This is a genomic window from Niallia sp. MER 6 (assembly GCF_023714395.1).
Lineage (GTDB): Bacteria > Bacillota > Bacilli > Bacillales > Cytobacillaceae > Niallia.
Genome location: NZ_JAMAUK010000005.1, coordinates 78400 through 104547, shown reverse-complemented (window position 1 = coordinate 104547; position 26148 = coordinate 78400). Strand labels below are relative to the sequence as shown.

Below are 26148 nucleotides of genomic sequence, written 5' to 3'. Positions count from 1 at the left end.
ACTAACAATCATCTTCTTGCTAATAGTTCGACTGCTTCTTTCACTGGAACAACTTTCGCAAACCGCTTATTCCAAATTTTGTAGTTATAAAATTGATAGGTTTTTTCCCCTGATAAAAACTCATTATCATATGTACTGTTCGTTTCTTCTGGTATGATTACTTCGAATCCTAGCTCGAAAGCGCTTTTGCAGGTCGAATCAATACAATATTCTGTTTGCAGGCCAACTAAAACAATCGTGCTCGTTTCATTGTCTTGTAAATACTGTGTCAATCCGGTTTTTAGAAAAGCACTATTATAACGTTTTCCAAATCTCTTCTCATTATTTATGGGAGCAATGGCAGAAAAGACTCTCCACCCATCTGTGTTTCGTTCAAGTTCCTCGCCTGGATCGTCTTCATGCTGCACATAGATTACTTCTTGATTATTATCCCTTGCAGCACTTATCAGCAGCTTTATATTCTCCACCAATTTTTGCTCATTATATGGATGTTCTGCCATCAATGCCTCTTGAACGTCAACTACCAGCAAGACTGTTTTGCCCATTGTATTCCCTCTCCTTTAACACGATAATAAGCTTTATTTGATAAATAAGGATAAATTTGAAAGGTTTGCTGCTTATACGCACCAAACCTTTTTTAAGTTCCATATGAGATTAACGTTTCGCTTTTTTGTATCTATATGTTAAAAATTTGTATAATCCATAAACTAAAGCAAGCAGCACTAGTAAGTTTAATAGCTGCCAAGCACCAGTTAAAAATGACATAGTTTTCCTCCGACAATTTCCTCGCAGATAATCTTACCATGTTTTTCAATTTGTTAATAGGGGCTATGGAAGAATTTCTTCCTAGATTATCTAGTTCTTGCGGAATGATTTCTGATAATTACAACAGATTACTTCTTATTAAACTTTTTATATGGTATATTTTAGCTATTAAAATTAGCTAGGAGGAATAGGAATGACAGTAAACGATTTTCGCAAGCCTGATTTTGAGATATCTCCCCAATTTATTAATCGCTGGTCGCCGAGGTCTTTTGTAGAGAAGGACATTCCCGAAGAGGTTTTATTCAGTGTCTTTGAAGCAGCACGTTGGGCTCCTTCAGCTTCAAATATGCAGCCTTGGAGATTTGTTATTGCTCGTACACAGGAAGATTTAGAAAAGTTTCATTCCTTTATTGTGCCAGGAAATCTTACTTGGGCCAAGCATGCTTCTGCTTTAGCTGTTATTATTTCAGAAACAAAGACGGTAAGAGGAGAAAATGCGTGGCATGCATTTGACGCTGGTACTGCATGGAGTCATCTTGCGCTAGAAGCTGCCAATAAAGGCTTGGTTACCCATGCTATGGGCGGCTTTGATAAAGAAAAAGCTCGTCAAGTTTTGAATGTGCCAGAGGAGTATGCACTTCATGCAGTAATTGCAATCGGCTTTCAAGGCGAAAAAGATGCCTTGCCGGAAAATTTGCAAGAACGGGAAATACCAAGTGGCAGACGCCCATTAAAAGAATCTCTTTTCGAGGGAACCTTTGGTAAAGAAGCTCTTAAATAACGACTAAATACATAAGAAAAGGGAAGATAGAGCAATATTCCCTTTTCTTCCTTTAAGCATTATCATCCGCATTTTCTTGTGTCGGTTCTAACCCATCCAAAATCATATAGCCTTCTTCATATTTAAAAATTGGCCTATAAACATCTCCCCAGCTTTTTAATGTTTCTTCAATGAGCATACGCAAGGAAGAAGCCGTTTCGTCTTTCTCGTTCGTATTATTCGTTTTATGTCTGCGATGATAAAGCATAAGCTCGTCAATCCAATAAAAACGGTGTGAGACAATAAGCTTTAGCAATATTCTAATATCCTCGACATACCTTCCGCCATATGGATCATCTACAGGCCAGCCGCCGACCTCTCTTACTGCAGAGGTTCTGTAGCATCTTGGCCATATAGACGTGTTTGCAAGTAAAAAATCATATGGATTAGTATAATGTCTGCCTTGTTTGATTCGCGACATATAAACCTGTCCATTTTCATCTTCAAAGCTAATATTGATATTGCCGCTGATCACAGCAACATCTTCCGGCTGTTGTTTCGCTTCATTAGCCATGCTTTGCAATGTGTTCGGATAAAGCCAATCATCAGGATCGAGCTGTACAAAAAAAGGTGTATCTATATGGCTCAGCCCTGTATTCAAGCTAGCCGATTGCCCTAAATTCTCTGGATGTCTTACATATGAAATTCTAGGATCGACAAGAAACTGTTTTACTAACTCTGGACTTTCATCGGTAGAACCATCATCAACCAACAAGATTTTCCAAGAGAAATAAGGCTGTGCGTAGATGCTGCTGATTGCATCAAGTATATATCTCCCGGGGTTATAAAACGGAATCAGGACTGTAATAATATTATCCATCTTTATTCCCTCCAACCTTTCATATTAAATACATATTTATTCTATGAGAGGAAGTATAAAAATGTATGTTCAAACATCTGCCTTTCGCAATTTTGGCATTCGCGTAGTAGATTTCAATATTTATATGTCTATTTAATATAAGCAAAAGGCCTTTTACTTTAAAAGAAAAGACCTACTTAAAACCTATTCTGTTATATGTACTATAAAAATATAAATATTTAATTCTTATAATTAAATGTCCATATTGTTTATAAGGTATTAATAATGAGCTTCAATCGCTAAAATCCCTTCAGTATTAAAAGTATTTTATGCCTATCAATAAGGAATATTTCTTTGCACTATCCATCCTTGTCTATATTTTATAAATGAGGTTATACCAAGCTGTCCCTGCATGCTGGGACTCTGATAGACCATGGTTTTTAAATCCTAATTTCTCATAAAAAGGAATCAATTCTTCCTTGCACGTTAATGTAATTCCTAGTCTGTTATTTTTAATTACAAGCTCTTTTAATTTGTTCATCAAAAGCAGGGCAACCCCTTTGTAACGGGCCTCTTTTGCTACCGCTAATCCAAGAATACTTTGAAATCCGCCTGCAGACGGATTTTGCTGAATACTTTCAAACAGATTATCTGTTATATATGGATAAGGAATGATTGGACCATTAATATAGCCAATGATTTTCCCCTCTTTTTCCGCAACAAGAAACGTATCCTTTATTAAAGCAATTCTTTCTAAAAAGGCTTCCTTTGTTGCTGCTTCTTCTTTTGTAAACCCTTCATTTTCAATGGTTAGCAATCTTTCCAAATCCGTTTCTTTCACATTCCTTATTTGAATCATTTTTCCTATCAACCTTCCGTTTATCTATTATCCGTTCAAGCTTATTATGTATTTTTTCTAGTAACATACCGTCTAACAATTATTCTATTTTTCCACCTACTTCTTGTAAAGAGAGAATTACTTCTTACATAAAAAAACAGGAAAAAGCCTGTTAACTCTTTCCTGACATCATTCAATATGAAGGTAAATTCCATTTGATAATAAGACCTAGATGTGTGAGTCCCCCTCCGAAACCATACAAAAGCAGGCTGTCTCCCTCTTTAATTTTTTGGTCATATAATCCTAGTTGAATCGCCAGTGGGATAGAACTGGAGGATGTATTCCCATATGGTACCATGCTTGTTAAAGTCTTTTCGATTGCCGCACCTGATTTATCACAAATAGACTCAATCATTCGCAGATTCGCACTATGGGGAACGAACCAATCCAGTTCCTCTATCGTCATATCTGCCTTTTTTAAAAGCTCTGCCATTGCTCCAGGCACCGTTCTTGTCGCCCATTTATAAACCTCGCGGCCATTTTGAACCATCTTCCCGTTTGTCTTTAAAGGCTCACCATTCATTTGCTCCGACATGGCAGTTCGGTACACATGAATTCCTCCCTCTCCGTTTGTACCCATATGGGATGCCAGAAAGCTAGGATTTTCCTCATCATATTCAACGAGCATGGCACCAGCACCGTCTCCAAATAAAATACATGTCGTCCGATCTGTATAATCAGTCACCTTAGACAGCGTTTCTGCAGCTACGACGAGCACTTTTCGATGCATTCCTGAAGTAATCAGACTATTCGCGAGATGCAAGCCATATGTGAAGCCCGCACATGCAGCACTTAAATCGAATACTCCAGTAGAGCTCATGTGAAAATGTTTTTGAATTTGGGCAGCTACACTTGGGAAGCTGAAATCAGCTGTAGTTGTCGCAACAATAATAAAGTCTACGTCTTCAAGTGACTTTTTTGAGTTTGCAGCCAAATGTTCAATCGCCTTGATTGCTAATGTGGAAGAAAACTCGTCTTCTGCTGCTATCCTTCTTTCTTTTATGCCGGTTCTTTGCACAATCCATTCGTCATTTGTCTCTACCATTTGGGCCAAATCATCATTTGTCAGCCTTTTATCAGGCACGTATGTCCCGATTGCCGTTATTCTTGCTTTAGATATCATGATTGTCTCTCCCTTTGTTAATTTATAACCAGTTTATATATCCAACTATTAGTATCAGGTACTAAATTTATAATATTATTTTCTCGCTTCATTTGTCAACATACTAGTATTGGAAAAGGCTCTGTCCTTTAAATAAGAAAAAGCTATTTTATATAAAATGTTTAAAGCCTTGCATCTGCGACTCAGCTCTTCAAAAACGGGCCATTACCATAAAAAAGACGCTCCTCTAAATAGGAACGTCTTCATTCTTTATCCTTGTTTTGCTGCAAGCTTTTTCTTGGAACTGCGGAAGGCATGCTCAATTTCTTCAAGTGAGCGTCCTTTCGTTTCAGGAACAAATCGTTTTATAAAAATTAGACTCAATATTCCTAATCCTACAAACAGGAAGAAGGTAGTCGATAATCCGAATGCATCAAATAAAACAGGGAATAGCAATCCTACAAGGAAATTCATCATAAACAGACAGAATATTGATATTCCCATCGCTAACCCGCGCATATGAAGGGGAAAGATTTCAGATTGCATCAACCATGTGACAGGTGAAACGGCACCTTGCTGGAATGCTAAAAATAACACCGTCAAACTGAGAATAATAAATGGCAGCATGGCAGATCCTTTCATTACAATCGAAATGATACCGATAAGCAGCAGAGATGTGCTTGTCCCTGCCATGCCGACAAATAGCATTGGGCGTCTGCCCACCTTGTCAAGCAAGGCTATTCCTACGAAAGTCGCCAATACGGAAATGACTCCATTGGCAATATTGCCGATAAGGGCAGCTTCCGTTGAAAATCCTGCATCCTTTAATATTTCTGTTCCATAATACATAATGGAGTTTACTCCTGTTAACTGCTGTATCATGGCGATTCCAATTCCTATAAGTATAATTCTGCGAACATGCGGAAGTTTTAAATCCTTAAAAGTAGCTTTTTTAAGCTTTCCTTCTTCTTTGATTGTATTTTCAATTTCCTTCAGCTCTCTTCGTGCTTGAACTCTTTCTCTTATCTTTTCAAGCACTGCCTGTGCTCCTTTTATATTACCTTTCGAAGCTAACCAGCGCGGACTTTCCGGAACGATTAGCATTCCTATCCACAACAGCACTGCTGGAAGTGTTGCGATAACTAACATATATCTCCAAACATTACCCATTTCTCCGAAAGAATTCGCAAGGATTGCATTAAATATGTAAGCGAGCAGTTGCCCTGTAACAATCATTAATTCATTTTGTGTAACAAGTCTTCCCCTTTTCTCTGCAGGAGCCATTTCTGCTAGGAAAGCAGGAACTGTCACCGATGTAGCTCCGACGGCAAGACCTAAAACAAATCTGCTTAACACCATGATTTCCATATTAGGTGCAAATGTACAGCCGATTGTTGCGATAAGAAATATAAATGCGACGCTGATGATTGTTTTCCGTCTTCCCTTCCTGTCAGCCAGCCTGCCTCCGAAAATAGCACCAAAAGCTGCCCCGAACAAAAGAGAACTAGTGACTAGCCCTTGTGTAAAAGGAGTCAAATTCAACTGGTCTTCTCTTGACATATAGGGAAGAGCACCATTTACTACGCCGGTGTCATAACCATATAAAAGACCTCCAAAAGTTGAAATGAATGTAATGAGTTTTAAGTATGCCTTTTGTGAAAGCTTCTGTTTTTTCTGCACATTTCCTGTCTTACTTGTGCGGTCTGTAGAAGATGTTCTCACAAAACCAGGTTCTTCGCTTGTTTTCATGTACTACTATCTCCCTTATAAGAAAAAATTGTGAGTTATACTTCCATTATTCTAAGAAGTGTATACAAGTTAATTACCTTTTCAGGAGATTGTTTAAACATAGAGACAGAAAATACAAGGTAAATGAAAAAAAGCTGCCATTTTGGCAGCTTAGTGTCGGACGACTTATTCTTGCTCATTTTCGACAATGAATTTTGCTTGCTTGTCCATTTTTAAACCAGCAACACATAAAACAATAATAAGAAGAAAGGCAATCAATGCCATCAGAGGAATCGTAATGAACCCAAATAAGTTAAAATAATCGGTCGTACATGATACTCTTCCACATGAGCCTAATTCCGGTGGAAACAGCATAATATAATTATGGTAAAGAGAAATGATAAACCCTATACTCGCTAATGATAAAAAGCTCCAGATTTGATTATAATCTTTCCTTATAAGAGCTAATCCAACAATGACCGGCAGAGGATACATAAATATACGCTGTAACCAGCAAAGCTTACATGGTTCATATTTCATAATCTCTGAAAAAAACAGGCTGCCGAATGTGGCAATAGTCGAGACTAGCCATACAGCCATCAAAAGTCTCTCTTTATTTTTATTTTTCACCTAACATATCCTCCTTGCTGCAGACGAAAAGTTATTGTTTTATAACTGTCATCCATGTCTTCACATTCTTAATACGATAACATAATTTTCTCCTATTAAACATGGCTTGTCTATCCAATTATGGGTATTAAGACAACCATAGGAATTAACTCTTTGTTTGCCAAACATTTTACTCACTTATTATAGTTTATTTGCGGCAATTAATGTAGGTATGAAAACAAGGTATTGACTTTTGCCAATACCTTTTATTTATTTCACTCTGCTTGTGCAATCACTTCCAGACTGCTATCCTCTGCATAATGAATGATATTAGTGATTTTGTAAAATTTTTTGTCGATTTTAATGGTTTCTCCTATGGATGGAGATGTCTGAAAGATGATCTGTTTGGATTGCCAGCCTCTCTCTTTGTCTTGATACAGTGTATTTAATCTTACCAAAAGGATCACCTCCTATCAGTGTGCTCCCCATAACATATAATTTTTTTTGTTATTTATGACAATTTTTTCTGTTACAGCTATATCTCGTCAGCAAGCTAAATGGAAAAAACAGGACATTGCTGTCCTGCTTTTTTCTAATCTTTTTGGTTATGTACTATGCTGTTTTTATAAATTCTTATTTTGTATCTTCCAATACATCTCGGATAAATAACCCTAAATTTCCGCTCGAATCAAAAAAGATTGACCATAAAAACAAAATTGGAATAGCTACTGTTAAATAACAGTATTTGAATACTTTTTTCATATCTTTTCAAACCATCCTCTCACTAAACATTACTATATTTTACCATAAAAATTTCTTTATTTCGAATAATCTCACTTTTCCGTCGTTGTATTGGAACAGAATCAAAACTTTATAATAAAATAATTTAAATAAGTCTGGTTCACTAAATGACAAATAAAGGGAAGGATTTTTTATGGGTGTAATCAGTGGCAAAGCTTTAATTGAACGTATTGACAGAATGAATACAGAAATTTGGCTGGACGGCTCCAAGCTAGTGGAAAAGCCTTCCAACCATCCAGCATTTAAAGGAATTCTTCAAGCAAAGGCTGCTTTATATGATATGCAGACAAATCCGAACAGATTAAAGGACATGACCTTTCCCTCTCCACTTACAGGCAATCCTGTCGGTTTATCCTATTTGCAGCCAAAAACGATGGAGGATTTACGGAAAAGACGTACAATGATGGAAGCCTGGGCTAAAGCGACTTATGGAATGATGGGCAGAAGCCCTGATTATTTAAATACGGTGATAATGAGTCTGGCTTCATCTGCTGGACTGCTCGCTGGTGAAGAAAATTGTTTTCCAGAAAATATTAAAAATTTATTTGAAGAAGCACGTGAAAAAGATTTGACTTTTACACATACATTTATCACCCCACAGGTTAATCGGTCCCAGGTATTTTTGGAAGACAGCAAGGAACCAATTTCCGCAAAAGTTGTAGCAAGAACCAAGGACGGCTTAATAATTAAAGGGGCACGGCTGTTGGCCACTCAAGGCGGTATTACAGACGAGGTACTCGTTTTCGGAGCACCTAAATTTGATAAAAATGAAGCGTTCGCCTTCAGTATTGCATCAGATACACCAGGGCTTAAGTTTATATGCAGAGAATCCTTTGCAGGCGGCGATTCACTCGTTGACTACCCTTTAAGCGCAAGATATGAGGAGATGGATTGTATTCTCGTCTTTGACAATGTTCTTGTTCCGTGGAATCGGGTGTTCTACTATGACAATCTTAAAGCAGCCAATGACTTTTTGAATAGGAGCTCCTTTCACCACTACGCATTGCATCAAGTGCTGATAAGACAAATAAAGAAAACTGAATTCATATTAGGCATAGCCGAATCTATAATTGACACCATTGACATTAGAGAGTATTCACATATACAGGAAAAAATGGCGGAGATTATCATCGCATTAGAGACTATGAAAGCTTTATTAGAAAAGTCCGAGCATGATGCACAGCCTGATCAATGTGGACATCTCGTACCAAATATCCTTCCTCTTCAAGTTGCAAGCAATATTTTCTCGAAAAGTTATCCCCGTTTTAGTGAAATTATTCAGTTGATTGGTGCAAGCGGACTTGTGACATTGCCGCAAGAGAAGTCTTTTCATTCTGCTATTCGCAATGATTTACTTCAATACATGCAAGGTGCAAGTAAAAAAGCGGAAGATCGCAATAAAATATTTCGGTTAGGCTGGGATTTGACGATGAGCGCTTTTGGCACAAGACAGACTCAATACGAACGATTCTTTTTCGGTGACCCAATACGCTCAGCAACCAGTTTATACAAACATTATTCATTGCAGCAGCATGTACAACAAGTAAGCGAGTTTTTAAACTTGCAGCAACCAGATGAGCACAGTTCATAAGAGCCTGTATCTTTTGATAATAGGCTTTTTTGTTTTTTATTATCTCATTGCTTTGCCCTTCTATACAATAAATGGCACAAATCTTCCTCATACATATTCAAGTTTGTTATAGGGAAAACTGAATTTGAAACTTATTAAGGAGGGTTCTAGCGCCATGAAAAAAGTAAAACATTTGCTTGCAGTCGCAGCCTTGACAGCAGTTATGACAGGGTGCGGCAATGATGATGATAATAACGGCACTGCCATGAATGATAATAATAATAACAATACCGAAAACAACTTGAACGCTGACAATATCGGCAATAACTCAGACGAACGCAATAAAGCGGACCTTGACGTAGCTGATAAAGCGGCTGAAAAGATAAAAGATATGAAAGAAGTGAAACGTGCAGTTGTCATGAAGACAGATGAAAATGCCTTTGTTGCTGTACAGCTTGAAGGAAATCAAGAAGATGGTGTAACAAATAAACTAGAAGATAAAATCGCTGACAGAGTGAAGGATACGGATAGTGAAATTGATAATGTGTATGTATCTTCAAATCCAGATTTTTATGATCGCTTCACTAATTATGCTGATGATATTGAAAATGGCAAACCAATCAGCGGTTTATATGATGAATTTGTTGAGACAGTAACAAGGATTTTCCCTAATTCCCGCTAGAAAAGTAAAACACCCAAACCAGTGGTTTGGGCGTTTTTAGTTTATTAATAAGGATAGTATGGGTATGGGTATGGGTATGGGTATGGCGGATATGGATAATACGGATATCCTCCATAATACGGGCCGCCAATAAGAGCACCAGCAGCTAGACCCCCTAGCAGTCCCGCAGCGAAAGGTGCACCAAAGCCGGGCCGAAAACCCCATGGACGATAAAATGGGCGTCTGCCAAAGCCAATTGGTCTTCTTAAATCATTTTGGTAAAATCCATAATTTGCAGCTATCTCATTCATCTGTAGTTTACCTCCTCTTTATAATCCCTAATAAGATATTCACCCACCCAGCGTCTTGCTTAGGTAAAAGCACTAGTCATTACGGAAAAAAATCGGAGACAAAATCAGAGGCATTCAAGAATAGCGATTTTCTTTAAATCCTTATTATTGTTTTTTGTTTTCCTGTAGCTGTCTTTTGATGATTTCCGGTAAACGGCTAAGAAGTCTTTAACAGACAACACCTTAAATCTCGCTTCTGCTTCCACCTTCATTTCTAACAGGTTATAAGCAACTCCTGCAAAGTGAGGCAGGTCTTCTTCATAGGCGAACCCTATTTCAAACCCATTTTTCTCAAACTTATGCTCGTGTAAATCTGTCAGTTCATACGACAGCTTTTCCATCATTTCCTTTAAAAGGGGCCATTTCTCCTCTATATAAGATATTGGCACAAGAATATCAATATCCTGTGGGTTAAAGTTAATACCCGTTACGACTTCAAGCCCTAATGACCCATATAAAACAGGAGTTATACCAAGGTTTTTATTTAAGGCCTTTCCTATATAGAGGAACTCTTGATAAAGTTCGTCACTTGTCACTTGACCATCTCCCTCCTTTACACCTAACTTCAGTATAAAATACCTTTAAGGATGAATAAATCATTATCTCATTTAAACAAATCAACAAAATAGCCGATATAAATATATAGTAAGACAAAAGGGGTAATAGATATGGAAAGAAAATATTTAAATGTGATGGAAGAAATTGTAGAGTCTCTTGTTACCTATTTATTACTAAGTCCAGATTTTCAGCTTTTTTGCAAGTGCGAAAAGTGTAAAATGGATATAATTGCATACAGCCTAAACAACCTGCCTCACCATTATGTAACAACAGAAAAAGGCAGACAACATGTGTTTGACCACTTAAACACAGAAGAAAACAGAAAATGGATAAATAAACGACTTATTAGCGCCATCTATCTTGTAGGAAACTACCCAAAGCATGAGCAGCAGTAACTAGCTGTTATAGAAAAATAAAAAAGGAATGAACTGGACTCACCAGATCATTCCTTTTTTGCTGTTAGTTTGTTGCTGGTTTTCTATTTGGGCTTCCTTGCTTCTCAAGCTCTTTAACTGCTTCTTGACTTGTATCGACTCGTTTAACAAACAGTGCCAGAATTAAAGCAATAGCATTAATAGCAAGTGTCACGTAGAAGGAATATTGAATTCCCTCAAGCAGCGCTTTTTGTGTAAGCAGTGCAGCTGAAGCTTCTGTCACAGAAGCTGGATCTACTCCAGCCATCATACTTTCCGCTTCGTTTTTTGTGACTGTATTCATAATTGTAACAAGTATCGCTGTCCCGATTGATCCTGAAACTTGCTGAGCTGTATTATTAACAGCCGTTCCATGAGGATTCAAACGTGTTGGCAATTGGTTTAAGCCGTTTGTCATGATTGGCATCATTACCATTGACATTCCGAACATACGCAATGTATAGACAAGAATAATGTAGGCATGTGTTGAATCTATTTGCAAATGTGCCAGCATATAAGTCGATACACCTGTAATAGCCAGACCTATAACGGCAAGAACACGGGGACCGAATTTATCGAACAGCCTTCCTGTGACCGGCGACATAATCCCCATAATAACTGCACCAGGAAGCATCATTAAACCAGAATCAAGTGGCGATATCCCTCTGACGTTTTGTACATATGCTGGTGTCAAAATCATCCCGGAAAACATCGCAACCGCATTAACTATCGCAATAACAGAGCCTAGCGCAAACATTGGATATTTATAAACACGCAAATCAAGCAGCGGTTCTTCCATTTTTAATTGTCGCATGATGAATACCGCCAATGCTATAGCACCGGCAATCAATGATATTAATACAACTGGATCAGACCAGCCGTCGGAGCTTGCGGAGCTGAAACCATATAACAATCCGCCGAAACCGATGGAAGATAATACAACCGATGTATAATCTAGTGTTGCATTTTTATTTTGTGTCATAACATTCTCAAGCTTCCATGCTGCCAGCAGCAAGCTGATTACAGCAAGCGGAAGAATCATTTCAAATAAAAGTCTCCAGTCATAAAATTCAACAATATAACCAGATAATGTTGGTCCGATTGCAGGAGCTGTAATCATAACCAATCCGAAAATCCCCATAGCAGCACCACGTTTTTCACGGGAGAAGCTAATTAGCATGATATTCATTAACAGCGGGCCCATAACCGAAGACCCTGCCGCTTGGATCATTCGTCCTGCAAGCAATGTGCCAAAGTTAGGAGCAAATGCTGCCAATGCAGTACCTGCTGTAAAAATGGCCATGGAGGTAATGAATAGGCTTCTGTTCGAAAATCTAGTTAACAGGAAGGCTGAAGCTGGTATTAATACACCACTGACAAGCATATAGCCTGTTGACAGCCACTGTACCGTCGAATAATCGTCAATTTTTAGGTCAACCATAATTGATGGTAATGCAACATTCAAAAGTGAGTTGTTTAGAAATGATACAAATGCACCTACAAATAGAATGGCAATCATCAAATATGGAGGTTTCTTTTGTTGTAAACTGGAATCCATATAGTTTTTGTCTCCTTACCCTTAGTAAATTAATTTATCTTTTTATTATCTGCACATGCTAATTGGAGTATGTCAGGACGTTTGATAATTTGCGCAGAAATGTTTTGCTTCTGAAGTGTGTCGACAAGCTTTTTTAATTGCATGTTGATTAAATCCTTCATCATACTTCTTCCCTGCCGAATCCCCTTTTAAGAAGATCCATTTGCTTCAGATAACTGTCAGTCGCCTCTGCAACGGTTAAATCCTTCACATACATTTGAACAATATTATGGAAGGTAACGGCTGTCATAACTCTTACCATGTGATGCAATTCACTTTCATCCTTTAGGTTCAGGTTGCTTTTGTTAATCGATTGGGAGATATTTAAGAAAAGACTTTTTTGCTTTTCTTCGTATACATTATTAGCTAATGTGTTCTCCAATTTATAGTTCATATTCAAAAAGGCGTTTTTAAAAAAGTTTTCATGATTTTGTTCTTTATGATTTGTCACCATAAATTGAAAGGACTTAATAAAGGTTGCGAATAAATCTCCGTCATTTTCCTCTAATATGGAAAGGAATCGCTTCGTATTTTTCTTGGAGATTTCACTTAATAAATAAAAATACAAATCCTCTTTGTCATCGAAATACTGATAAAAACTTCCTCTCGGAATACCTGCGCTTTTAATAATATTGGCAATAGATGCCTCATGTAGCGGAACTCTTGAAAATTCTTCTTTTGCAGCATGAATCAACGTATCTTGCTTATCTGCTGCTAAATGGAAAAATGTTTGTTTTGGCATAAGACAACTCCTACTTCCTATACATGACACAGTGTCACATCTGATAACAAAATTTATTATATGTGACAGCGTGTCATCTTGTCAATATATTAAGATGACATCATGTCACTTTTTTCGGAAAAAATCTTAAACAGATACAAGTTAGCATTTTCCTATTATTTCAAATCGATTATAGGTCTAAAAGATTACACAGTGGCACAAAAGCCCTGCAAGAGAAAAACAAAAAAAACCAGAACAAGACTCTTTCTAAAAAGGTCTTGTTCTGGCTATCTTTGAATGAGCCTGTTATTTGTTTCCTTTTTGTCTGTCTATTTCCTGCTTAAGACGACCTTCCGGTGCGAAGTCCTTTTCCCAGTTCGGCGGCTTAATGATTTTTCCGTCTTCTTCTCTAAATCTTGGTTTACCGTCTTCAAACAGCTTGCCCATATTTGCTTCTTGAACAATCTTAAACAGATTAAATGGCTCTACGCCTGCAATGACAAAGCTTCCCTGGTTAAAATACTCCACATCTGTCAATGCGTCCATTTGTGCAACAAGCACATCATCGACAGGCTTTTTCTCTGTCGTAATTTTAGCAGCGGCTTTATGAAGGCCAGCAAGAAATGCTTGAAACAGCTCCTGAAATTTTTCTTCTTTTCCGTCAGCTGTTGCATAAAGAAATTCTACAAGCTCTTCTCCTGTCCATACAGCTCTGTTTACAGCTGTTTTTTCTTCAATCGGTGCAGGTGTTTCTCCGACTTGATGTCCGAATGCTTGGTGAAAATCTTTCACCATATTATACATAATATTAAGGTCTTTATTTTGTTCGTTTCCCATAATGACTCCCTTTAAAAAAATTCTTCCATGAGTATTTTACCATTAATGCTACCAATATGGGACTTCCATTCTGTTTTTTTTGTAATCCTTGTAAGAGAATATGCGATTTCCTTTTATATAACAACGTTTTGGCCACCGCGGCCTGAACCAACAAAGCAATGTGAAAAAACATTAATTTACTAGTATTTAAACCCCTGTTATAATACTAGAGGAAAGAGGTGTTGAATCAGTGGATATATTCAGTGTTAAAGAATTGTCAGAGGTTGTACGTCATGTAGAAGTCGAAGGTCAAGGGGGTATTTTTACAGAAGAAACTGGAAAACTGCCAAAGGATTATCCAAAAGAATTTCTGAGTAGAATTGTCAACTATATATCCGATCAAGTGTTGATTAATAAGATTGATGCTTTAACCGAGGATGAAGCACTTCATATGTTTGTTAAATCCGTTTATATTGTACGAATCAAACATTTGGAAAGCCCTAATAATTTCGAGGAAAATGCACTTATAGAAAAAGTTTTTGAAGATTATATAATGGAACCTTCCGCGCTTAATTAACCTGCGCTCTTTAGATAAATGTTTTCAGGCTGTTGAGGGCATACCCAACGGCCTGAACTCTCCATATATTTAAGTCCTTATCGAGTCCGTTTGTTGCGATTTAGATTACTTACGATTATTTCCACCGTATTTTTCTTTGCAAGTAAATTCTCATATTTTCTTTGAGACATTAAGTTATATTTCCAATCCGCTTGCCATTTTTTTGTTTTCAACTCATAAGTATTCACAGGTTTCCACACCTTTCCAATCATTCTAACAAAGTTTTACCCGCCTACATCATTCTGTAAACATCTTTTTTTATTTCAAAATAATAAATATTCGCTGTCTCTTTTTCAGCTGTTGGAGTACAATAATAAACAGTGAAAATAGGAATGGAGCAGTTAAATGGAAATTAGACAATTAATGTACTTTGTTGAAGTAGTAAAGCAGAAAAGCATGACGAAAGCATCTGAAAAACTGCATGTTTCCCAGCCTGCCCTTAGTAAAGGTGTCAAAAGTTTGGAAGAAGAAATCGGCATCACGCTAATTAATCGATCAAATAAAACACATGAACTAACAGATGCTGGCCAGATCGTTTACGATTACGCGCAAAAGATAATGGCTCAAATGGATGAGATGGCAACTACCCTCCACGATATGACTAATCTTGCTCGCGGGAACATTAACATCGGTATTCCGCCAATGATCGGCAGCCTCTTTTTCCCTAAAGTTATATCTGCATTTCACAAGGCGTATCCGAATATTCAAATCAATATTAAAGAGTATGGAGCGGCTAAAGTAGTCAAGAGTGTCGAAGAAGGAGAAATTGAAATTGGTATTGCCGTATTGCCAATAATGGATGAGTCTTCGTTCCACGTCTTCCACCTTGTGAGTGAAGAAATTAAATTAATTGTCCACAAACAGCATCCTCTTTCCAATCGAAAAAAAGTCCATATGAAAGAACTTATAGATGAAGAGTTTATTTTTTACAGTGAGGATTTCGCCTTATATGAAATGATGAAACGTGGATTCATCAACGCAGGATTTGAGCCGAACATCATCTTTAAAAGCTCACAATGGGACTTCATGATTGAAATTGTTGCTGCGAATTTAGGGATTTCCATGCTTCCAGAATCGATTTGCAACCGCACAACAAACAATCAAGTAAGATTTATTGATTTAGAACCAGTAACTAATTGGCAGCTTGCTGTCATAACAAAAAAAGACCGTTATTTATCTGTCGCCGGGAGAAGATTTATTGATTTTATTCTTCAGCAATAAATGATCATCTCCCCTGCTCCTCCCCCATTTACGCATCACCTTCTGCACGCACCCATTATAACTATTGGTTATTATAATTATAATAATTATGTATTTTACGAATAGCAACATTCAGCGTATGATAACTTATATAGTTAATCTAAGGTTTAAGGGCGAGCATTTATTCCATTGATTGACAGGGAAGGTGATCGTATTGAAATTTCTAATCATTATCGGGCAAATTGCTTTTATACATCTTTTTCTTTTTCTTGGAATGGGAGTAAAAATGGTTGTGTCAGTTCCGCTGCCAGCATCCATGATTGGTCTCATTTTTTTATTTATAGGTTTACAGCTTAAGTGGATTAAACTGAAGTGGGTAGAAACTGGTGCAGCCTGGCTGCTGGCTGAACTGCTGCTGTTTTTCATTCCATCTGCTGTTGGTATCGTTAACTATGAAGAAATCCTTAATATGAAAGGAATTGAAACGGTTCTTCTCATTGCTGTCAGCACCTTTATCGTGATGGGAGCAACCGGATTTACAGCAGAAAAAATCTATAATAGAAAGAGAAGTTTAAATAAATGAACATTATAATGTTTACTGTATTAACGTATATATTTTACAGAGTGACAAAATGGAGTTATAAAAAATGGAAAAATCCATTGCTGCATCCGCTCCTGCTGTCACCACTGCTTTTAATTCTGTTTATCAGCTGTCTCCATATTCCAGCAGGAAGCTATTTAGAATCATCGCGGTTGTTGACACACCTGCTCGGCCCTGCAACAATCGCCTTTGCGGTGCCGATATATAAACATAAGCATCTGTTGAAAAAATATTTCGGTGTTATGCTAATAAGTGTCACAACCGGTACTGTAGTAGCTATCACGTCATCTTTTTTTCTATCACAATTAATTAATTTGCGAGCAGATTTCATTATAAGCATATTGCCGCGATCCATCACAACGCCAATCGCAATTGAAGTATCGCAGGAAATTGGCGGACTTCCGACATTAACAACCGTGTTTGTCATCATTACTGGAATCATCGGCGGGATAATTGGACCATATGCAATAAAACTTTTATCCTTGAAATCGCCTATTGCTAAAGGATTAGCTTTAGGAATGGGTGCACACGGTGTCGGAACAACAAAAGCGATGGAATTTGGCGAACAGGAAGCAACCTTTTCGACCTTGGCAATGATATTAGCTGCTTGGATTACGGTGATTTGGGGCAGTTCGCTCATTCCTTTGTTAATGAATATTACAAGCTAAAAAAAAACTAAAATCCAAAGGATTTTAGTTTTTATTTTGAGTAAATGCTATTATTATTGACGACTTGCAACTCTCTAGTCGTTTTTTCCATATCACTGCCGCATATTGGGCATTTTGGTGTTTCAGTGCTTTTAAAATTGTCCCGAATCCAGCATTTGCATGTTTCAGATACACAATCCCAAACTACAACTTCTTCTTTTACAATTTCCTCGTTATTCTTTCGGCCAAATCCCATTGCCAAATGAAACACCTCCATGAAGCTTTTGTTTGATTAGAGCCCACTATCAAAAAAAAAGAGCCCGTAAAACATAAAAAATCACTTGCAAACGTAAGAAATCTACAGACTAGACCTTAAAAACAAGTGACCAAACATATCTATCTTTCTTTTAACCTATCTTCCTATTATAACATACATATATAAAAAGTCAAATAATTAATATTCCATCTTATCATATTCCATTTCAATTGAAAAGCATTAGCTATCCTGTAAGCAATATGATATTATTTTCGAGTATGCAATAAATTCACCCATACTTTGAAATACTATGCAGTGATAGATATAGGAGGTCATCAATAATGAATATAACAGAGTATACAGTGGAAAAGATCGAAGATCCAACTGGCATTTTATCAGGAGAACGATATGAATTCTTTTTAACTCTGGAAGAGGATGAGGAGGACGAGCTGTTTGAGGACGGCACCATTCAATTAAAGGTATTGTTCTTCGTTGAGGAGTCAGAAATGAAAGTGTTAAATTATGACTTTTATAACAGCAGCCAAGACAAGTACTTGGATTTTGCTTTAGAAGAGGACGAGCTTCAAGAAGTATTTAATTTTTGCAGCAGTCATTACAAAGAGGCTTAAATTACATAAAAAGAGCAGGAGACATGTCTCCTGCTCTTTTTATTATACTTCGACCGACTTGCCATCTTCCACAATATGATGCATTAAATGCGCAAGATAGTGGATTGGACCAAAAGCGTCCTCTGCTTCTTCCTCTTCATCCTCATCAATTTGCAAATCATTTAAATGAAGTGCTATAAATTGGTAGAAGTCCTTTAATTCAAAGGAAAAACAAGCAGATGGTGTTTCACTTTCTTCCAGATATTGAAGAACTAAATACGATTCTTTTCCACTTTCATCAACTGCATCAAAATAGATGAAGTAGCCGATATTCGTATCCAACTCAAACAACTGTCTAGTTCCACCGCTAGTTACTCGGTTAAAATCTTCTTCACTCAATTTTTGGACTGTAATGTTTTCCATTCCATCTTCTTTATGAAATTCAACAGTAAATTCTTTCATTATGTAGCACCTCTTTCTTTATCAGCCTTTATTGTAACAGACTTTGTCCAATTAACAAAAATATTGCTTCTAAAAAATTATGCTAAAAAGAACCCTGTCATTAGCAGGGTTCTTTATCATCAGCATATTAAAGTTTCGTTACGTTAACAGCTTGCGGGCCACGTGCGCCTTCTTCTATATCGAAGTTAACTTCTTGACCTTCATCCAAAGTTTTGAATCCGTCTGTTTGAATAGCAGAAAAATGAACAAATACGTCATCTCCACCTTCTACTTCAATAAATCCAAAACCTTTTTCTGAGTTAAACCATTTTACTTTACCTGTTGCCATTTTATTGCCTCCTAGATTTAAATAACCAGGATATACATTTATATCCTTCATTTGTTTATATTAACCAATTGGAAGAGAAATTAAACATAAAAGAGAAATATTTTTATTAATCTCTATTTCTGTTTCTGTTTCTGCTTCTTCTTTCTCCGCCGCCGCTGCCGCCGCCACGGTTACGGTCATATCCACGTCCGCCTCTGTCATTACGACGACGTCCGCCAGAACGGTCACCTTTCGGCTTCTTAGAACGAAGCGGTTCAACTGCAGTCAATTTAACTGGCGTTGCATCTGGCTCTTTTGTAAGAAGCTTCAATGCACTTGCAAGCAATGTCACAGAATCAGTTTCTTCCAATAATGTTTCAGCAAGACGCTTATATTCTGCAAATTGATTTTCTTCAACTGTTTTTTGGATTTTGTTAATTGTTGCCTGTTGGTTTCCAGCCAATACATCTGTAGTAGAAGGTATCGGGTTTTTCACCATTTTTTTCTTCGTAACATTTTCAATGATGCGAAGATGATCCAATTCTCTTGGAGATACAAATGTTACAGCATAACCTTTTTTACCTGCACGGCCAGTACGTCCGATACGGTGTACATAGCTTTCAGGGTCTTGCGGAATATCAAAGTTGTAAACATGTGTCACACCGCTGATATCCAATCCGCGGGCAGCTACATCTGTCGCTACCATGATGTCAATTGTTTGTTCCTTAAAGCGACGGATTACTTGATCCCTTTTGCCTTGCGGAATATCACCATGAATTCCTTCTGCAGAATATCCACGCTTGATTAAGCCTTCAACCACTTCATCAACACGTTTTTTTGTTCTACCGAATACAATTGCAAGTTCTGGTGATTGGATGTCAAGAAGACTGCACAACACATCAAACTTTTGGCGCTCTTGTAATTCGATAAAGTTTTGCTCAATATTTGTAACCGTCATTTCTTTTGCTTTAATTTTAACAAGCTCTGGTTCAACCATGAAGCGTTCTGCTAATGATTGAATTCTTTTTGGCATTGTTGCAGAGAAAAGCAATGTTTGACGTGTTTTTGGTGTTTCACTTAGAATTCTTTCGATATCTTCAATGAAGCCCATGTTTAACATTTCATCTGCTTCGTCCAAGACGATCATTTTTGTATCTTGCAGACGAATTGTTTTACGTTCGATATGATCGATTAGACGACCAGGAGTCGCTGCAATAATTTCTGGTTTTTTCTTCAATCCGCGAATTTGGCGGTTAATGTCTTGCCCACCGTAAATTGGTAATGTACGGATGCCTTTCACTGCACCGATACGGTTAAGTTCTTCTGCAACCTGTACAGCCAACTCCCTAGTAGGTGCGATTACAAGACCTTGAACTGGTTTACCCACTTCAATTTTTTCTAAAAGAGGCACACCGAACGCTGTAGTTTTACCAGTACCTGTTTGTGCTTGTCCAATCATATCCTTGCCAGCAAGACCGATTGGAATCGCCTGTGCCTGGATTGGTGTTGGCTCTTCAAAGCCCATATTGGATAATGCTTTTTCTAAACTGCTGCTTAAATTAAAATCTGAAAAAGTGGTCAATACTTTTTCCTCCTTCATTATTGCTCATTGCATTTAATACTTATAAAGAATGGACGTTATCTATTATGATTGTCCATTTTGGATACCCTAGCCTATTTTACCCAAATTAGTAGGCATTTAAATAATCTTATCTTGAAAAATATTGGAGCAAGAGCGTTTTATAAATAATAATAAATATATACTCTCCACTTCCATTCACTTTTTTTCATGTTCTAAAACATTCTGGAAAAAAATATTAGGGGATTTAAATTCCTGATGAAAATGATTGGGTTTATGGAGAATGGCGAAGCACTTTTTGTACTACACTAAAAAAAGGTGATGCATTAAGGAAAGGCATCACCTTTAATCTAAAAATTATTAAGCTTTAGTAACGTTAGCTGCTTGAGGTCCACGGTTACCTTCAACGATTTCGAAAGTTACGTCTTGACCTTCTTCTAAAGTTTTGAAACCTTCTGATTGGATAGCGGAGAAGTGAACAAATACGTCTTGTCCTTCAGTAGACTCGATGAAACCGAAACCTTTTTCTGCATTAAACCATTTTACTTTACCTGTGTTCATTGTAAAACCTCCAAAATTGTGTTACACCTTTAAGAACTTATATAAATCTTTAGGAATCAGTGAAGCATCGCTACCTTTTCGGACATAAGCTATATTTGCAACTATGACCATCTATCCTTAAAAAACATATACCGAACTTACAAGCGTTAAATACATCATATATTCAATAGTGACTTTTGTCAAACATATTTTTTTCTTAATTAAATTCCTTCAGCAGAATCCACTGTGTGCTTCAGCAGCATACTTATTGTAACAGGACCTACTCCGCCTGGTACTGGAGTTATTGCAGATGCGTTTTCCAGGCATGCCTCATAATCGACATCACCGATATTGCCTTTATTATAGCCTGCGTCTAATATTACCGCGCCTGGCTTAATCCAGTCTCCTTGGATGAAGTTCGGCTTGCCGACTGCTGCCACTACGATATCAGCCTGTTTTACGTGGTCTGCTAAATTTGTTGTGCGGGAATGGCATGTAGTTACTGTTGCATCTTCATTTAACAGCAATGCAGATACCGGTTTACCTAAAATCGGGCTTCTGCCGACAACAACAGCATGTTTTCCGCTCGCTTTAATACCGTAATGCTCCATTATCTTCATAATGGCTGCAGGTGTACAAGATGGGAATTTGCCAAATCCAAGAGCCGTTTGCCCATAACCGAAGCTTGTTACCCCATCAACATCTTTTTCGATTGCAATCGTTTCAAATGCCTTTCTTTCGTCAATATGACCAGGAACAGGATGCTGCAGCAAAATTCCATGGACATTATTGTCGTCATTTAAGGCTTGTATCGTTTCAAGTAATTGTTCTGTTGTTGTCTCTTTATCAAGATGGATTCTTTTACTGTCTATTCCTAGCTTTGCACACGCATTTCCTTTCATGCGCACATATGTCTCGGAAGATGGATCGTCTCCAACGAGAATTGTCGCCAGACAAGGTGTTACGCCTTTTGTCTTTAACGCTTCAATTCGGCCTTTCAGTTCTTCCTTAACAGCATTCGCTACCACGTTTCCATCCAGTATTACTTTTTCAGACATGTATATCCCTCCAGGTATTGTGTTAGAAAGGTTAATTTACCTTTTGCCCAGACGACCGGCTATACACTTTTCACAGCTCCCATATGGTTCATTCCATTATTGTCGTCAGTCACTGCGAAACGAATCGTTTTTACTACGTAATCATAACATAGCTTTAATTTCATGAAAACATGTTTCGACAATAAAAAAGGCATCTCCGCATATTTGGGAGATGCCTGCTGTTTTGTGCTTGTGATAGATCTTTACTCATTTATTATTCGAAAATAATTAGACCTATGTAAAAACCGCACTTCTTGGCATATACTTAAGGGTCATGCACCGTGAAACGTGCCATACCTAAAACAATGAAAGCCCTGCCTCTCTTTCATCCTTACGGCTCCGAGGCCGTGCCAGTGTGAATTAGTTCTATGAATTAGAACGGTGGCAAAAATAACATTAACTAGAATAATTTTTTGGAAGGGTTAATCCGCATTTAGGAGATTATTTTAATGTGATTTTTGGAGAAGATTGTTAAAGTGGTGTTTGTTCTATATATCAACTGTTCCTTGTTGTCTTGCTTCTACATAACTTTACACAAGTTCTTTATGATCAATTCCGTTCTTACCTCAAATACATACAAGCAATATCATATCCTATTATTTACAGTTTGTCAATTCTATTTAAACCAAAAGATTAGTCACGGGATTGCCCGTGACTTAATTTTTTTACATTATATGATCCAATAGCTCTTCTGACTGTAAATCAGCTGGCACTGTAGCATGGAGGATTTCCTTTTCAAGCTGTTTTTTATAAAACAGCTGTTCTGCTTGATCCCATCCATAGTAGCTCGCCATATATGCCAATACCTCTTCCTTATATTGAACTGCTTCTTTGATGCCAAACAGCAGCAAGCCTGTTCTGCGCAGGAGCACATCGACTGGAGTCATCGCAAGCTCGTGTTCCAATGCATAATGCACTTTTGCCCATAAAAGCACAGGCATATTATTTTCAGCAGATGCTTTCTGTTCTTTAACAATGCGGTAAACAACCGGAGCATTGCTTCCATACATTCTCGCAACAGCTTCTGCATCTTCCTTCGTCAAGCCAGCATCCATTCCATCTGGAACAATTCCGGCAACATAGCTGTCAAACTTGCTCGATCCCCCCACTTTCCCGCCAGATATTGGCAAATGCTTTGTCTGACATTCTGAAAAGCTTTTATTTGCTTTTGCAAATTTCCCACTGACTAAATTGACAACTGTTTCCGCCATTTTACGGTAGCCAGTCAGCTTTCCGCCAGCAATTGTCACAAGTCCAGACTCCGATTCCCAAATCTCGTCTTTTCTTGAAATTTCAGACGGATCCTTACCGTCTTCTAAAATCAACGGTCTAACTCCAGCCCAGCTTGATTCCACATCATCCTCTGTCACATTGACAGAAGGAAACATATATTTAATTGCATTTAAGATATATGTTCTGTCCTCCACTGTCATAGCTGGGTTAACAGGGTCTTCTTTATAGAAAGTATCTGTTGTTCCTACATAAGCTTTCCCATCTCTAGGAATGGCAAAAACCATTCTGCCGTCTGGTGTATCAAAATAAATGGCTTGCTTTAAAGGAAAAACCGATTGGTCGATAACAAGATGGACTCCTTTTGTAAGCTGCAATGTTTTCCCTTTTCTGCTGCCATCTTTTTCCCGAATGCTGTCAACCCAAGGACCGGCAGCATTAACGATAACTTCTGCGAAAACTGAATACTTCTCGCCAGTTAAAACATCTGTTACTGCTACTCCATTGATTTTCCCTTCTGTATCGTAAAGGAGATTTTCTACCTTTGTATAGTTTAATGCTGCCGCCCCTTTGTCTATCGCTTCCTTCATTACTTCTATTGTTAATCTGCTGTCATCTGTTCTGTATTCCACATAATAACCGCCGCCTTTTAATCCATCCTTTTTAACTAGCGGTTCATATGCCAAGGTTTGTTCTTTCGAAAACATTTTCCGTCTTTCCTTTTTTTTCACTCCTGCAAGAAAATCATACACCCTTAATCCAATGCTTGTCGTAAACTTGCCGAAAGTGCCGCCTGTATGAAAAGGCAACAGCATCCATTCTGGTGTTGTAACATGAGGTCCATTTTCGTAAACAACAGCCCTTTCCTTTCCGACCTCTGCTACCATTTTCACTTCAAACTGTTTCAAATATCGGAGTCCGCCATGAACAAGCTTTGTAGACCGGCTAGATGTGCCTGCCGAGAAGTCCTGCATTTCAACTAAAGCAGTTTTCATGCCTCTTGTAGAAGCATCCAGGGCAATACCAGCACCAGTAATTCCCCCTCCGATTACAAGCACGTCAAATTTGTTTTCTTTAAGTTGTTTTTTCAGTAAGTTGCGGTTTGTTTTCATTTTGGAAGTCCTCCTAAGGAATAATGTCCAACAAAAAAGAGACCACAAAGCATCATTACCATTATTTGATAACGACTTTGTGGTCTCTCCTGATCTCCGGACATTTTATTAACTTGTTTTTAGTATAACATACTTTTTTATATATTCACAGTATTTTGAATTAAATGATGTAATTTTAGTTTTTGAATGCCATTGTAGCGTTGACTGCTTTTTTCCAGCCAGCATATAGCTCTTCTCGCTTTTCTTCCTCCATGGCAGGATCGAACGATTTTTCTAACTTCCATTGTTCAGCGATTTCAGCTTGGTCCTTCCAGAAGCCGACAGCCAATCCCGCTAAATAGGCCGTACCAAGAGCGGTTGTTTCATTGATGACAGGTCTTTGAACAGGTACATTTAAGATATCTCCTTGGAATTGCATCAAGAAATTGTTCTTAACTGCTCCTCCATCTGCTCGTAATGTTTTTACGCTAATGTTCGAATCCGCTTCCATTGCAGATAAAACATCTCTCGTCTGATATGCAAGTGATTCAAGTGTAGCTCTGACGAAATGCTCTTTTGTTGTTCCTCTTGTTACTCCGAACATAGCTCCCCGCACATCACTGTCCCAATATGGAGTTCCAAGCCCAACAAATGCTGGCACTAAGTAGACACCATCTGTTGACTCCACTTTCGTCGCATATGCTTCACTGTCTTTTGCATCCTTCAGCATTCTTAAGCCGTCACGAAGCCATTGAATAGCAGATCCTGCTACAAAGATACTACCTTCTAGGGCATACTCCACTTTTCCATTCAATCCCCATGCAATTGTTGTCAGCAAACCATGATTGGAACGGACAGCTTTTTCTCCTGTGTTCATCAACATGAAACAGCCTGTTCCATACGTATTTTTTGCCATACCTTCCTCAAAGCATGCCTGACCAAATAATGCTGCCTGCTGGTCGCCAGCCACACCAGCAATTGGAATATTCTTTCCGAAGAAATGATAGTCTACTGTATGAGCATAAACTTCAGATGACGGCTTTACTTCTGGAAGCATTGACTTTGGAACAGTTAAAATTTCAAGCAGTTCCTCATCCCATTTAAGGTCATAAATATTAAACATTAATGTGCGAGATGCATTCGTATAGTCTGTTACATGCGCCTTTCCGCCAGACAGCTTCCAAATAAGCCAAGTGTCAATCGTCCCGAACAGCAATTGACCGTTTTCCGCTTTCTCTCTTGTACCTTCGACATTATCTAGAATCCACTTAACTTTTGTGCCTGCGAAGTACGCGTCAATTAACAAACCCGTTTTATCTCTGAACAATTGGTTGTATCCTTGTGCTTTCAATTCTTCACATATTCCGTTCGTTTGTCTCGATTGCCACACAATCGCATTATAGACAGGCACACCAGTCTCTTTATCCCATACTACTGCTGTTTCCCGTTGGTTAGTAATACCGATGCCTTCAATTTGATCTGCCTTAATATCTGATTCTGATAAAACTGTTGCGATTACAGAGAGAATCGAACCCCAAATTTCACTAGCATTATGTTCCACCCAGCCTGGCTTAGGAAAAATTTGTGTAAACTCCTTTTGTGCTGTATGAACGATTTCCCCTTTTTTGTTGAAAATAATCGCTCTTGAACTTGTTGTCCCTTGATCTAAAGATAAAATATATTTCTCCACAAAAATACCCCCTAAT

30 protein-coding genes and 1 riboswitch are annotated in these 26148 nt (G+C 37.9%); of the genes, 9 read left to right on the top strand and 21 right to left on the bottom strand.

Translation table 11 applies throughout. The annotated features are described in order from the left end of the window. Window positions 1-8: 8 nt before the first annotated feature. Window positions 9-545, bottom strand: a complete 537-nt coding sequence (locus tag M3600_RS09135; RefSeq protein WP_233313547.1) for a cysteine hydrolase family protein — start codon at window positions 543-545, stop codon at window positions 9-11. 413 nt (window positions 546-958) lie between these two features. Here M3600_RS09135 and M3600_RS09130 point away from each other — a divergent pair, with 413 nt between their 5' ends. Continuing rightward, the gene (locus M3600_RS09130; RefSeq protein WP_251645479.1) at window positions 959-1546 is read left to right on the top strand and encodes a nitroreductase family protein; all 588 of its coding nucleotides are present in this window, start codon (window positions 959-961) and stop codon (window positions 1544-1546) included. Between the two features lie 52 nt (window positions 1547-1598). On the opposite strand, the gene M3600_RS09125 is transcribed toward M3600_RS09130, so the two are convergent. The 6 genes from M3600_RS09125 to M3600_RS09100 form a co-directional block, all read right to left on the bottom strand. Beyond that, window positions 1599-2405, bottom strand: a complete 807-nt coding sequence (locus M3600_RS09125) for a glycosyltransferase family 2 protein (protein ID WP_237941597.1) — start codon at window positions 2403-2405, stop codon at window positions 1599-1601. A gap of 352 nt (window positions 2406-2757) precedes the next feature. Next, window positions 2758-3243: a GNAT family N-acetyltransferase gene (locus tag M3600_RS09120; RefSeq protein ID WP_251645477.1), complete on the bottom strand. Its 486-nt coding sequence runs from the start codon at window positions 3241-3243 to the stop codon at window positions 2758-2760. Window positions 3244-3415: 172 nt separating this feature from the next. Beyond that, window positions 3416-4405 carry a ketoacyl-ACP synthase III gene (locus M3600_RS09115; RefSeq protein ID WP_237941598.1) on the bottom strand — a complete coding sequence of 330 codons (990 nt, stop codon included), beginning with the start codon at window positions 4403-4405 and terminating at the stop codon, window positions 3416-3418. A 249-nt stretch (window positions 4406-4654) separates the two neighbouring features. Then, window positions 4655-6133 carry a sugar porter family MFS transporter gene (locus M3600_RS09110; protein ID WP_233313542.1) on the bottom strand — a complete coding sequence of 493 codons (1479 nt, stop codon included), beginning with the start codon at window positions 6131-6133 and terminating at the stop codon, window positions 4655-4657. 165 nt (window positions 6134-6298) lie between these two features. Beyond that, window positions 6299-6742 carry a disulfide oxidoreductase gene (locus M3600_RS09105; RefSeq protein ID WP_233313541.1) on the bottom strand — a complete coding sequence of 148 codons (444 nt, stop codon included), beginning with the start codon at window positions 6740-6742 and terminating at the stop codon, window positions 6299-6301. Between the two features lie 254 nt (window positions 6743-6996). Beyond that, window positions 6997-7179, bottom strand: a complete 183-nt coding sequence (locus M3600_RS09100; RefSeq protein ID WP_233313540.1) for a hypothetical protein — start codon at window positions 7177-7179, stop codon at window positions 6997-6999. Between the two features lie 476 nt (window positions 7180-7655). Between M3600_RS09100 and hpaB the strand changes: the two genes are divergently transcribed. Continuing rightward, window positions 7656-9113 carry a 4-hydroxyphenylacetate 3-monooxygenase, oxygenase component gene (gene hpaB, locus M3600_RS09095; RefSeq protein ID WP_233313539.1) on the top strand — a complete coding sequence of 486 codons (1458 nt, stop codon included), beginning with the start codon at window positions 7656-7658 and terminating at the stop codon, window positions 9111-9113. A gap of 154 nt (window positions 9114-9267) precedes the next feature. After that, entirely contained in the window at window positions 9268-9774 is a 507-nt protein-coding gene (locus M3600_RS09090) for a YhcN/YlaJ family sporulation lipoprotein (protein WP_233313538.1), read from the top strand. Between the two features lie 44 nt (window positions 9775-9818). On the opposite strand, the gene M3600_RS09085 is transcribed toward M3600_RS09090, so the two are convergent. Next, a complete protein-coding gene (locus M3600_RS09085) occupies window positions 9819-10064 on the bottom strand; it encodes a spore coat protein (RefSeq protein ID WP_251645475.1) in 246 nt (81 codons plus the stop codon). A gap of 104 nt (window positions 10065-10168) precedes the next feature. After that, complete coding sequence (locus M3600_RS09080; protein ID WP_233313536.1) at window positions 10169-10639, bottom strand: hypothetical protein; 471 nt, start codon at window positions 10637-10639, stop codon at window positions 10169-10171. A 132-nt stretch (window positions 10640-10771) separates the two neighbouring features. Here M3600_RS09080 and M3600_RS09075 point away from each other — a divergent pair, with 132 nt between their 5' ends. After that, complete coding sequence (locus M3600_RS09075) at window positions 10772-11056, top strand: late competence development ComFB family protein (protein ID WP_233313535.1); 285 nt, start codon at window positions 10772-10774, stop codon at window positions 11054-11056. 64 nt (window positions 11057-11120) lie between these two features. On the opposite strand, the gene M3600_RS09070 is transcribed toward M3600_RS09075, so the two are convergent. From M3600_RS09070 to M3600_RS09060, 4 genes are all read right to left on the bottom strand, one after another. Continuing rightward, a complete protein-coding gene (locus tag M3600_RS09070) occupies window positions 11121-12632 on the bottom strand; it encodes a DHA2 family efflux MFS transporter permease subunit (protein ID WP_237941599.1) in 1512 nt (503 codons plus the stop codon). Between the two features lie 29 nt (window positions 12633-12661). Continuing rightward, complete coding sequence (locus M3600_RS28905; RefSeq protein ID WP_267913270.1) at window positions 12662-12796, bottom strand: hypothetical protein; 135 nt, start codon at window positions 12794-12796, stop codon at window positions 12662-12664. Beyond that, entirely contained in the window at window positions 12793-13413 is a 621-nt protein-coding gene (locus tag M3600_RS09065) for a TetR/AcrR family transcriptional regulator (protein ID WP_233313533.1), read from the bottom strand. Before M3600_RS09065 ends, M3600_RS28905 begins: the two co-directional genes overlap by 4 nt. Before the next feature lie 285 nt (window positions 13414-13698). After that, window positions 13699-14229: a pyrophosphohydrolase domain-containing protein gene (locus tag M3600_RS09060; RefSeq protein ID WP_233313532.1), complete on the bottom strand. Its 531-nt coding sequence runs from the start codon at window positions 14227-14229 to the stop codon at window positions 13699-13701. Window positions 14230-14458: 229 nt separating this feature from the next. Between M3600_RS09060 and M3600_RS09055 the strand changes: the two genes are divergently transcribed. From M3600_RS09055 to M3600_RS09040, 4 genes are all read left to right on the top strand, one after another. Further along, window positions 14459-14785: a hypothetical protein gene (locus M3600_RS09055; RefSeq protein WP_233313531.1), complete on the top strand. Its 327-nt coding sequence runs from the start codon at window positions 14459-14461 to the stop codon at window positions 14783-14785. Window positions 14786-15169: 384 nt separating this feature from the next. Then, on the top strand, window positions 15170-16045 hold the full coding sequence (locus M3600_RS09050; protein ID WP_233313530.1) for a LysR family transcriptional regulator: 876 nt from the start codon (window positions 15170-15172) through the stop codon (window positions 16043-16045). Between the two features lie 184 nt (window positions 16046-16229). Beyond that, complete coding sequence (locus tag M3600_RS09045; protein WP_233313529.1) at window positions 16230-16607, top strand: CidA/LrgA family protein; 378 nt, start codon at window positions 16230-16232, stop codon at window positions 16605-16607. After that, on the top strand, window positions 16604-17293 hold the full coding sequence (locus tag M3600_RS09040; RefSeq protein WP_233313528.1) for an LrgB family protein: 690 nt from the start codon (window positions 16604-16606) through the stop codon (window positions 17291-17293). The genes M3600_RS09045 and M3600_RS09040 overlap by 4 nt, the downstream gene beginning before the upstream one ends. Window positions 17294-17324: 31 nt before the next feature. Here the strand turns inward: M3600_RS09040 and M3600_RS09035 are convergent, their stop codons facing one another. Further along, complete coding sequence (locus M3600_RS09035; protein WP_233314732.1) at window positions 17325-17528, bottom strand: cold-inducible protein YdjO-related protein; 204 nt, start codon at window positions 17526-17528, stop codon at window positions 17325-17327. A gap of 341 nt (window positions 17529-17869) precedes the next feature. On the opposite strand from M3600_RS09035, the gene M3600_RS09030 reads away from it, so the two are divergent. After that, window positions 17870-18157 carry a DUF6509 family protein gene (locus M3600_RS09030; RefSeq protein WP_237941600.1) on the top strand — a complete coding sequence of 96 codons (288 nt, stop codon included), beginning with the start codon at window positions 17870-17872 and terminating at the stop codon, window positions 18155-18157. 42 nt (window positions 18158-18199) lie between these two features. Here M3600_RS09030 and M3600_RS09025 read toward each other — a convergent pair whose 3' ends face one another. From M3600_RS09025 to glpK, 7 genes are all read right to left on the bottom strand, one after another. Then, entirely contained in the window at window positions 18200-18598 is a 399-nt protein-coding gene (locus tag M3600_RS09025) for a cytosolic protein (RefSeq protein WP_233313526.1), read from the bottom strand. A gap of 127 nt (window positions 18599-18725) precedes the next feature. After that, a complete protein-coding gene (locus tag M3600_RS09020) occupies window positions 18726-18926 on the bottom strand; it encodes a cold-shock protein (protein ID WP_233313525.1) in 201 nt (66 codons plus the stop codon). Between the two features lie 106 nt (window positions 18927-19032). Further along, window positions 19033-20487, bottom strand: coding sequence for a degradosome RNA helicase CshA (cshA, locus tag M3600_RS09015; RefSeq protein ID WP_233313524.1), 1455 nt, complete (start codon window positions 20485-20487; stop codon window positions 19033-19035). A 357-nt stretch (window positions 20488-20844) separates the two neighbouring features. Beyond that, window positions 20845-21045 (bottom strand): cold-shock protein, encoded by a 201-nt coding sequence (locus tag M3600_RS09010; RefSeq protein ID WP_233313523.1) that lies wholly within the window; start codon window positions 21043-21045, stop codon window positions 20845-20847. Window positions 21046-21245: 200 nt separating this feature from the next. Then, entirely contained in the window at window positions 21246-22082 is an 837-nt protein-coding gene (locus tag M3600_RS09005) for a bifunctional 5,10-methylenetetrahydrofolate dehydrogenase/5,10-methenyltetrahydrofolate cyclohydrolase (RefSeq protein ID WP_233313522.1), read from the bottom strand. A gap of 38 nt (window positions 22083-22120) precedes the next feature. Beyond that, window positions 22121-22205: riboswitch (ZMP/ZTP riboswitch) on the bottom strand. Window positions 22206-22786: 581 nt separating this feature from the next. Further along, window positions 22787-24463, bottom strand: coding sequence for a glycerol-3-phosphate dehydrogenase/oxidase (locus tag M3600_RS09000; RefSeq protein ID WP_251645473.1), 1677 nt, complete (start codon window positions 24461-24463; stop codon window positions 22787-22789). Between the two features lie 175 nt (window positions 24464-24638). Beyond that, window positions 24639-26132 (bottom strand): glycerol kinase GlpK, encoded by a 1494-nt coding sequence (glpK, locus tag M3600_RS08995; protein ID WP_251645471.1) that lies wholly within the window; start codon window positions 26130-26132, stop codon window positions 24639-24641. Window positions 26133-26148: the final 16 nt, after the last annotated feature.